This is a genomic window from Phenylobacterium sp. (genome assembly GCF_031425575.1).
Taxonomy (GTDB): Bacteria; Pseudomonadota; Alphaproteobacteria; order Caulobacterales; family Caulobacteraceae; genus Phenylobacterium.
Genome location: NZ_JANPJP010000356.1, coordinates 1 through 9,411, shown reverse-complemented (window position 1 = coordinate 9,411; position 9,411 = coordinate 1). Strand labels below are relative to the sequence as shown.

At 67.6% G+C, this 9,411-nt stretch carries 9 protein-coding genes; 6 read left to right on the top strand and 3 right to left on the bottom strand.

Annotation, left to right across the window (positions count from 1 at the left end):
- The coding region (locus RMO97_RS19835; RefSeq protein WP_310542731.1) for a hypothetical protein at positions 1-867 on the bottom strand (867 nt) is incomplete at its 3' end.
- A 214-nt stretch (positions 868-1,081) separates the two neighbouring features.
- Between RMO97_RS19835 and RMO97_RS19830 the strand changes: the two genes are divergently transcribed.
- Together RMO97_RS19830 and RMO97_RS19825 are read left to right on the top strand one after the other, a co-directional pair.
- Positions 1,082-2,107, top strand: coding sequence for a phosphotransferase family protein (locus RMO97_RS19830; protein ID WP_310542730.1), 1,026 nt, complete (start codon positions 1,082-1,084; stop codon positions 2,105-2,107).
- Positions 2,104-2,511, top strand: coding sequence for a hypothetical protein (locus RMO97_RS19825; RefSeq protein ID WP_310542729.1), 408 nt, complete (start codon positions 2,104-2,106; stop codon positions 2,509-2,511). Before RMO97_RS19830 ends, RMO97_RS19825 begins: the two co-directional genes overlap by 4 nt.
- Here the strand turns inward: RMO97_RS19825 and RMO97_RS19820 are convergent.
- Positions 2,508-4,046, bottom strand: a complete 1,539-nt coding sequence (locus RMO97_RS19820; protein WP_310542728.1) for an acyl-CoA synthetase — start codon at positions 4,044-4,046, stop codon at positions 2,508-2,510. The two genes, RMO97_RS19825 and RMO97_RS19820, sit on opposite strands and share 4 nt — an antisense overlap.
- A gap of 82 nt (positions 4,047-4,128) precedes the next feature.
- Positions 4,129-4,440: an NIPSNAP family protein gene (locus RMO97_RS19815; protein ID WP_310542727.1), complete on the bottom strand. Its 312-nt coding sequence runs from the start codon at positions 4,438-4,440 to the stop codon at positions 4,129-4,131.
- Between the two features lie 113 nt (positions 4,441-4,553).
- Between RMO97_RS19815 and RMO97_RS19810 the strand changes: the two genes are divergently transcribed.
- From RMO97_RS19810 to RMO97_RS19795, 4 genes are all read left to right on the top strand, one after another.
- Entirely contained in the window at positions 4,554-5,237 is a 684-nt protein-coding gene (locus tag RMO97_RS19810; RefSeq protein ID WP_310542726.1) for a metalloregulator ArsR/SmtB family transcription factor, read from the top strand.
- A gap of 159 nt (positions 5,238-5,396) precedes the next feature.
- Complete coding sequence (locus RMO97_RS19805; protein ID WP_310542725.1) at positions 5,397-6,563, top strand: acyl-CoA dehydrogenase family protein; 1,167 nt, start codon at positions 5,397-5,399, stop codon at positions 6,561-6,563.
- 7 nt (positions 6,564-6,570) lie between these two features.
- On the top strand, positions 6,571-8,343 hold the full coding sequence (locus RMO97_RS19800) for a PAS domain S-box protein (protein WP_310542724.1): 1,773 nt from the start codon (positions 6,571-6,573) through the stop codon (positions 8,341-8,343).
- 553 nt (positions 8,344-8,896) lie between these two features.
- Positions 8,897-9,370 (top strand): SgcJ/EcaC family oxidoreductase, encoded by a 474-nt coding sequence (locus tag RMO97_RS19795; protein WP_310542723.1) that lies wholly within the window; start codon positions 8,897-8,899, stop codon positions 9,368-9,370.
- The last annotated feature ends 41 nt before the right edge of the window (positions 9,371-9,411 follow it).

Here is a 9,411-nt window from a genome sequence, read left to right as displayed (position 1 = left end):
GTAGCCGATTCCGCGCATCAGGAAGGTCAGGAAGGGCTCGAACTTCACGCTGGCCGCGCCCTGGGCGAGAGGGATGTTGAGGGTGCCGCCCTGGGCGTGTCGGGTTCCGGGGATCATCGAGACGTCGTCGATCCTGGCGTGCTCGCTGTGATAGCCGCCGCCCTCGCCCGCGCCGTCGGGCAGAATCACCGCCCGGGTGTTCCACGGCGTGCCGTCGGAGTCAGCGTTGACGTGGAAGAAGACGCTGCGGTCGGCGAAGTTCAGCGGGGTCCACTGCCAGAAGAAGCCGGTGATGGTCTGCGGCACGGCGGGCTGCGGATCCGGCGCCCCGATCGGCCGAATGCCCCAGGAGCGATCCCGGGTCCCGACGCTTCCGGCCGCCAGGGTGACCCGCTTGCCGTCCACCTCGATCCAGCCGGTGCAGCGCACGTTCTGGGTCAGGCGGGTATAGTCCATGAAGGCGCGCGGCCCGTTGCGGCGGGTGAAGCGCGGCTCCTCGATGGGGAAGGTGCGGCCCTCGAAGACGAGTTCGGCGGCGATGCCCTCGGAACTCGCCACGGTCACCTTCAGCTTCTGCAGGGGCTCCAGAACCTCGATGGTGATCGGCCCGCAGGAGAGTTCCATCCGCTCGCTGTTCAGAACGCGGCTGACATGGAGGCAGTGCTCCACCCCGTCGCGTACCACCGCGAAGTGGGCGTCGGCGAGGTTGAGGTTGGGATAGACTCCGAAGGCGACGGCGACGAACTCGGTCCCGTCCGGCTGGTAGCCGTTGAAGAAGTAGCGGTCGTAGAAGTTCCGGTCGGTGCCCGAATAGGCGATGGGATCGGGGGTCTGATGGATCGGGAAATCATCGGCCTTGGTGAGCATCGGGGGTTCCTCCGGGCGCGTGTTTTCGTTGTCGGTATTGCCGCCGCGCGTGTCAGGGCAGTATCAAGTGAACAAAGATAACAAGACAAGGGAGAGCGTCGATTGCTGACCTAGCGTAAGCTTACGTAGGGTCGACAAGCGGCCAGGTGCAGATGAGCGCAGCCGACACGACGTTTTCCCAGTCCACAGTCGCGCAAGGCCCGTCGAGCGCCCGGTGAGCCATCCCCTCGAACCCCGTATCGCGGCCTATATGGCGGGCCGTATGCCGCACGCCACCGACGTCGCCGTCCGCGATCTGTCGCGCATTTCCGGTGGCGCCTCGCGGGAGACCTATCGCTTTGTGGGCTCCTGGAACGAGGGCGGCGAGGCCCGCGAGCGCAAGCTGATCCTGCGCCGTGATCCGCCCGCCAGCCTGATCGACACCGAGCGCCGCATCGAATTCGAGGCCTATCGCGCTTTCCACGGGACGAGCGTTCCGGGGCCGGAGATGCTGTGGCTGGAGGAGGGCGACGGGCCGCTGGAAAACCCCTTCTTCATCGCCGAGGAGATCGCGGGGTTCCAGGCCGGTCCGGGCCTGCTGTGGGCCGAGCCCTATCTCGGGACCCACGCCAAACTCGCCGAGCGCAAGTGGACCATCCTCGGCGAGATCGCCAAGGCCGATCCGGTGGCCAATGGTCTGGCCAACATCATGCCCGCGGTCGCGGCGGGCGACTGCTGGAACCGTGAACTGACCTATTGGGAAGATGTCCTGAATGACGACGAGGCCGAGCCCCTGCCGATCATCCGGGCGGCCATCCGCTGGCTGCGCGCGAACCCACCACCGCCGGCCCAGAAGGTCGGCGTGGTGCACGGCGACTACCGCACCGGCAATTTCCTCTATGACACGGAAGGGCAGATCCACGGCGTCCTGGACTGGGAGATGGCGCATCTGGGGGACCCGCTGGAGGACCTGGGCTGGAGCCTCAACCCCATCTGGAGCTTCGGCCGGGGCCTGGCCGGCGGCCTTGTCCCGGACGCCGAGGCCATCGCCATCTGGGAGCGGGCCAGCGGCATGCAGGCCGACCCTGCCGCCCTGCACTGGTGGACCCTGTTCAACTGCGTGAAGGGCCAGGCGATCTGGGTCTCCAGCGCCCGGGCCTGGCTGGACGGCGGCAACCGCGAACCCATCATGGTCTATCCCGCATGGGCCATGACCAACGCCCAGGACCGGGCGGCGCTGCAAGTCATGGGGCGGCTATGATCCCGTCAGTTCCCGCCGTCCTCGTGGACCTCGCCGGCAAGGTCGCCGCCAACGCCGCCTCCAATGTGAACCCGGTCGATCGCGCCAGCGCGCTCGGCCTCTCGGCCATGCTGATGGGGCTGGCCGCCGAGAGCTGGGATAGCGCCGCCCATCACCTGGTGATGGAGAACCGGGCCTTCCGCACTCTGCTGGCCAAGGGCGCAGCCTATGTACCGCCGCCGGTGGAGCACGCGGAGGACGACTTCCGCCTCTCGGCCCTGGCCGCTGAGAACGGCCGCCTGCGCGCCGCCCTGATCACCCTGCAGACCGCCGTTGAGGGCTGCGACGAAGCCATCAATGACGCCATCTGGGCCGAGCTCCTGGCGTCCACCGAACGGCGGAAGACCCACGGCTCGGCCGTCTAGATTTTGCGGTCCTGCCAGTAGGCGTCGCGCAGGATGCGCTTGTAGAGCTTGCCGGTGGGCAGTCGCGGCATCTCGGCGATGAAGTCGATGGACCTCGGGGCCATGTAACTGGCCAGCCTCGCCTTGGCGTAGGCCAGCAGTTCCTCGGCCAGGTCGTCGGTCGGGGCATGCCCGGGCGCGGGCTCGATCACCGCCTTCACTGCCTCCCCCATCTCGGGGTGCGGGATGCCGAACACCGCCACGTCGGCCACCTTGGGGTGGGTCACCAGCAGGTCCTCGATGGCCTGCGGATAGATGTTCACCCCGCCCGAGATGATCATGAAGGACTTGCGGTCGGTGAGGTACAGGTAGCCGTCGGCGTCGAGGTAGCCGACGTCGCCGAGCGCGTTCCAGTTGGGGTGCTGGGGGTGGCGGGCGTCGGCGGTCTTGCCGGGATCGTTGTGGTACTCGAAGGTCGGGGTCTCGCGCTCGAAATAAACCAGGCCGGTCTCGCCCACCGGCAGTTCTTCGCCATTCTCATCGCAGATGTGCAGCACGCCAAGCGCCGCGCGGCCGACGGAGCCCGGGTGTTCCAGCCAGTCCTCCGAGGTGATGAAGGTCGAGCCCGAGCCCTCGGTGCCGGCGTAGTACTCGTAGAGGATCGGCCCCCACCATTCGATCATCTGGCGCTTCACCTCCACCGGGCAGGGGGCGGCGGCGTGGATAGCGACCTTGTGGCTGGAGAGGTCGTGGCGGGCGCGCGCCTCCGGCGGCAGCTTCATCATGCGCACGAACATGGTGGGCACCCACTGGCTGTGGGTGACGCGGTGTTTCTCAATCAGCGCAAGGGCTTGCTCGGCGTCGAAGCGCTCCATCATCACCACCGTGCCGCCGAAGGACTGCACGCTCATCACATAGGCCAGGGGGGCCGCGTGGTAGAGCGGGGCGGGCGACAGGTAGACGCTGACGGGGCTCAGGCCATAGCGGTTGACCGCCTGGCGGGTGGCGAAGCCCTGGGCCGGGGTGACCTGGGGCAGGGGTCGCAGGATGCCCTTGGGCCGCCCCGTGGTGCCCGACGAATAGAGCATGGAGTCGCCCATCCACTCCTCGGCCAGGGGCTCTGGCGAGGCGCCGGCCAGGGCCGCCTCGTAGGACTCCCAGCCGGGGATGGTCCCGCCCACCATCAGGCGGATGGGGCAGTTGGGGATCAGGTCGGCCAGGGCCTGGGCGGTCTCGCGCTTCTCATAGGAGGTGATCAGGGCCTTGGCCCCGCAGTCGACGATGATGTAGGCGGCCTCATCGGGGGGCAGGTAGCGGTTGATGGTGGTGACGTAGAGCCCTGAGCGGAAGGCCGCCCAGACCGGGTCCATGAAGGCCAGGTTGTTCTCCATGAGGACCGCGATGTGGTCGCCCCGGCGCAGGCCACGGGCCTGGAGGAACTGGGCCACCCGGTTGGACCGCTCGTCCAGCTCGCGATAGGTCACCACCGCGCCGGTGTCGGCGGAGATCAGGGCCGGCTTGTCGGGTGTCAGGCGGGCGTGGTCGGGCAGGTACATGGTCTCTTGCTCCCCTTGGTGTCCGTCTGATCGCGGCTCGCCAGGCGGTGACGATGGAGCCGGAACCCTTGGCAGGCAAGGCCTAGCCGGTGGTCACCGGGGTCAGGAAGGTGCGCTCCTCGCGCAGGATGAACCGCTGCTGCTGGGCCAGGGCGAAGTTGGCGGCGCCGGCCGGGTCGGTGCGCAGGCGGGCGCGGTAGGCTTCGTAGGCGGCCAGGCTTGGGAAGGAGATCAGGGCGTGGGCCACGTCGTTGGTCCCCTCGTGGGGCAGCCAGTAGCCGATCAGGTCGCCGCCGCAGGCCGGAATGATGGTCAGCCAACTTCGGGCGTAGGCCTCGAAGGCGTCGCGCTGGAAGGGGTCGATGACGTAGCGGATGTGGCAGGTGATCGTCACGTGTTGGTCTCCGTGGAGGGTAGACAAGGCCCCTCTCATAGGCGGTCGAGCGGCGGTCATGTTTCGATGGTGATCGAATTGTCGTCGCGCATCTCAAAGGCTAGGCTGGGCCTATGAAACTCGGTCCCGACATCGCCCGGATCGGCGCCCTGCTGGGGGATCCGGCGAGGGCCAACATGTTGACCGCACTGATCGGCGGTCAGGCGCTGACCGCCGGCGAACTGGCCCGGGAGGCCGGTATCACGGCCTCGACGGCCTCCTCGCACCTGGCCAAGCTGACCGACAATGGCCTGTTGGTGAGGGTCAGACAGTCACGCAGTGTCTATTACGCCTTGGCCGGCGAGGACGTGGCGGCCCTGCTGGAGACCCTGATGGGCCTGGCCACCCGGACCGGCCACCTGCGCACCCGCCCTGGCCCCAAGGAGCCGGCCCTGCGCCGCGCGCGGGTCTGTTACGACCACCTGGCCGGCGAGCTGGCGGTGGCGATGCTGGACAATCTGCTGGCTCGTGGGGTGATCGAGGACCGGGGCGGCGCGCTCAGCCTGGGGCCTGACACCGGTTTCCTGTGCGCCTTCGGGGTCGAACCCGAAGGCCTCCCGCGCGGCCGCCGTCCGGTCTGCAAGGCCTGTCTCGACTGGAGCGAACGCCGCAGCCATCTGGCCGGCTCGCTAGGGGCGGCGATGTTGACCCGGATCTACGAGCTGGGCTGGGCGCGGCGCAGCAAGGGGACGCGGCTGATGACCTTCTCGGCTCCGGGCCTTGCGGCCTTCGAGGCGACGTTCAAGCGCGTCAATTGAGCGGTCAGACCGGTGGGCCCGCCGACGGACCAGGCGGCGCCTAGCCTTCTAGACGCATGTCCCGCGGGCCTTGCTTCCGGGGGCGCGCATTGGAGAACCCTCTCCACTTCAGCGCGTTACACTCGGCTAGAGCGATTCGTCGGGGGCTAATGTCAGGTGATGATCACGTCGAACACGACATCCTCGGGCCATGACCTCGTCACCGGCGCCCGACGGTTGGCTGAGACCCTCCTTGCGCAGAATGCCGAGGCCACCGACCGGGACGCCGCCTGGCCTGACCAGAACATGCGGGCGCTGGCTGAGGCGGGTTTCATGGGGCTCCACGTGCCCGTGGGCTATGGTGGGCGAGGCGAGGGCCTTCTCACCCTGGCCCGGGTGACTGAGGAGCTGGGCGCCGGCTGCAGCTCGACGGCCATGTGCTATGGCATGCATTGCGTCGCCACCGCTGTGATCGCCGCGAAGGCCACGCCCGACCAGGTCGAGCGCTATCTCAGACCCATCGCGGCCGGCCAGCATATCACCACCCTGGCTTTGAGCGAGCCCGGCACCGGTGCGCACTTCTATGTGCCGCGCGCGACCTTTGAGGCGGATGGCCAGGCCTTCCGCCTGAACGGCCGCAAAAGCTTCGTCACCAACGGTGGCCAAGCCGATTCCTATGTGGTCTCCGCCGTCGCGGCGGGCGAGGACATGGACCCAGGGACCTTCACCTGCCTGCTGGTCGACGCCGCGACACCGAACCTCGCCTGGGGTCCGCCTTGGGCCGGCTTTGGCATGCGCGGCAATTCCTCTCGCTCGCTTGAGCTCGACAGCGTGGCCGTGGCGCGCGCCAATCTGCTGGGCGCCGAGGGCGACCAACTCTGGTACGTGTTCGAGATCGTCGCGCCCTACTTCCTCGTCGCCATGGCCGGGAGCTACCTCGGGATTGCGCGACAGGCCATGGCGCTCGCCATCGAGCATCTGAAACAGCGCCAGCACGATCACACCAGCGCCCGGCTGAGCGAGAACGCCGCCCTGACCGAGCAGGTCGCCGACATGTGGGTGAAGGTCGAGCGCTGCCGCAGCCTGCTGCATCACGCGGCCAGCCTGTATGACGCAGGCGACGCAAGCGCGGGACCGGCGCTGTTCGCCGCCAAGATTGAGGTGGCCGACACCGTTGTCGGGGTGACCAATGCCGCCATGACCCTCATGGGCGGCCAGGGGTATCAGCAGAACGGCGCGCTTGGCCGACTGCAGCGCGACGCACAGGCCGCCCACATCATGTCTCCCACCACCCACCTTTTGAAATCCTGGCTAGGGCGTTCGGCTCTTGGCCTGCCGGCGTTCTGAGATGATCATGGCGCCGCTGAAGACGGCTAGGATCCTGGTCATCGCTGGCGAGCATGCGTCCTTGGCGCTTCCATTGCCCAATGAGCAGGTCCTCCCCCATCAACTCGCGGAGGTCTCCGGCGCCCCCGATGTCGTGGTCATCGGGCCCGGGGTTCAGCGGCGCACCAGCGCGGGCCGGCAGGCCCTACAACGCTGGCCGACCAGTAAGCTGCTGTTCGTGGCGCCGGCCGCAGAGGTGGAGAAGCTCCGCCTTAGCCTGCCGTTCATTCCAGACCTCGCCGGCGCCGTCGTTGTGGCCGACACGGCCACCGAGAGGGAATACGCCGCGGTCGTCACCGAGTTGATGGACGTGGCGCAGCGCGACCGGGCGACCCGTGGCCTCTACGATCATCTGAACAGCCAGATGAGTCACCTTAGCGTCGGTCGCGCCGCGCTACAGCAGCGCAGCGAACAGCTCGCCCTAGCCGAGCGATATCTGGCCAGCGTTCTGGAGTTCGCGCCCCAGGGGCTCATCGCAGCAGACCTCCAAGGTCGCGTGATCAGCCTGAACGACGCCACCGCCGCGCTGCTCGGCCCTGGCTGGGCGGGCTCTGAGCGCAACCTGCTGGACGCCTTCACGGAGCCCGCGCAAGGGGCTGTGGAGGCCATCCTCTCCGCCGCCGCCCTTGGCCGGAGCGGCCGCTGCGAAGCCGAACTCCGCTCTGGGGCCATGGTCGAGATCAGCGCCGCCCACATACTTGGGCGCGCGGGCGAGATCGCCGGCCTCTCGATCGCCCTGCTCGACATCAGCGAACGCAAGCGGATGGAGGTAGCCCTGGCCGAGACCAACCGCCGTCTTAACGCCGTCCTCGACAACGCCAGCGTCGCAATCTTCCTCATGGATGAGCGGCATCAGTGCGTCTACATGAACAGCGCCGCCGAACGCCTGACCGGCTACAGGCTTCAGGAAACCCTCGGGCGGCCGCTGCACGACGTCATCCACCACACCCGCCCGGACGGCACTCCTTACGCGCTTGAGGACTGCCCGATCGATCGGGCCTTCCCCCAAAACCACAACGAGCAAGGCGAAGAGGTTTTCGTTCACAAGGACGGCGGCTTCTATCCCGTGGCCTTCACCGCCAGTCCGATCCGCGACGACAACGCCCGCACCGTCGGCACCATCATCGAAGTCCGCGACATCTCCGCCGAGAAACGCAACGAAGCCGCCCGCGAATTGCTGATGCGCGAGGTGGACCACCGCTCGCGCAACGTCCTGGCCGTCGCTCAGTCGATCGTTCAGCTCACCCGCGCCGAGCAGCTCAAGGAATACAAGGATGTGGTGGTCGGGCGCATCCAGGCGCTTGCGCGCGCTCAAGGTTCGCTTGCCCGCACCGCCTGGGAAGGGGCGCGGCTGGAAGAAATCGTTGGCGACGCCATCGAGGCCTTGGGCAGTCCGGGCGCCTACGAACTCAACGGCCCGTCCGTGAAGCTTGCGCCCGAGCAGGTTCAGCCCCTCAGCATGATCGTCCACGAACTCGCTACGAACGCGAGCAAGTACGGCGCCTTCTCGTCGGTTGATGGCTCGCTGCACGTGACCTGGTCCCTGATCCAGAGCCGTCTCGCTCTTGTTTGGGGCGAGCGCGGTTTGCGAAATCTCCAGAAGCCGGAGCGGCGGGGGTTCGGCTCGCGATTGATCGCTGATCTGACTCGCCAACTCCAGGGCGAGGTCACCTACGACTGGTCCGCGGAAGGCTTGACGGTGCAGCTCGTCTTCCCGGCTGAACGCGTCGGCGGCGCGTAGGCCCGCTTGGAGACTCGGTCCGCTTACAGGGTTAGCTCGCTAGAGTGGCTCCGTTTCTGCTTGTCGTGGTGAGGCTGGGAAGCCGCATGCGCCCCGACCGGTTCCGCGCTTGAACCGGGTCTTGCCGATCAGCTGACGAGCTGAGGTCCCACAGCGGGTGGCGCGCGGACCTCGGCGCCGGGGGGCCGCCGCGAAGGGAGACGCCCCAGCCCACGTGGTCGGGCGCAGGCCCGGCCGCCCTCGGGGCTGAACGTCCTTGAGGATGCTCGATCCGCATCGCTGGGCGAAACAAAGCTGAAGCTTGGCCTTGCAGATCGCGGTTCGCCGACCCAACTCCTCACCGCGGGACGGGCCCCTCTGGCGATCGAGCCATCGATTGTGATGTCGGACCGCATCGGGTGATCTCGATGTGTGGGTCCGGTTGTTTGTGCTGCCCCGCGGAGAGACGCCCCTCATCGCCAATGGAGGCGGCCGGACCTCGTCTCAGGATGCTGAGACACCGCGCCTCTGTCTGGCTGTCAAACCATGAGACGATCCTTGAGGGTGTCATAATATGAAAAGCTTCATTCTCGCCGCGACCCTTGTCCCGGCTCTGGCCTTGGGCGGGACGGCGGCCGCGCACGACGCCAAGTGCCCGACCGTGAGCCAAGCCGACGTCGCGCAGCAGTTCACGGCTTTCAACGCCGCCTGGGCGACAAAGGACCCGGACAAGGTCGCCGGGCTCTTCACCAAGGACGCCGTGCTGCTGGCGACGGTGTCCAACAAGCCGCGAACCACGCCCGAGGGCGTGCGCGACTATTTCGTCAGCTTCCTGAAGAACAGTCCTCAGGCGACGATTGACAGCAGCAGCGTGAAGATCGACTGCCGCACAGCCTCGCGCGTTGGGACCTGGACCGTCAATATGAAGGATCCCGCCACCGGCGGAGCGCGCGCCGTGAAAGCCCGCTATTCCTTCGTCTACAAGTACGACGGCGGCGCCTGGAAGATCGATCACCTGCACTCGTCCATGATGCCGGAACCGAGCTGATCGCCGATAGGGGAGCGGTGGCGGCCGCGCACGACGCGGCC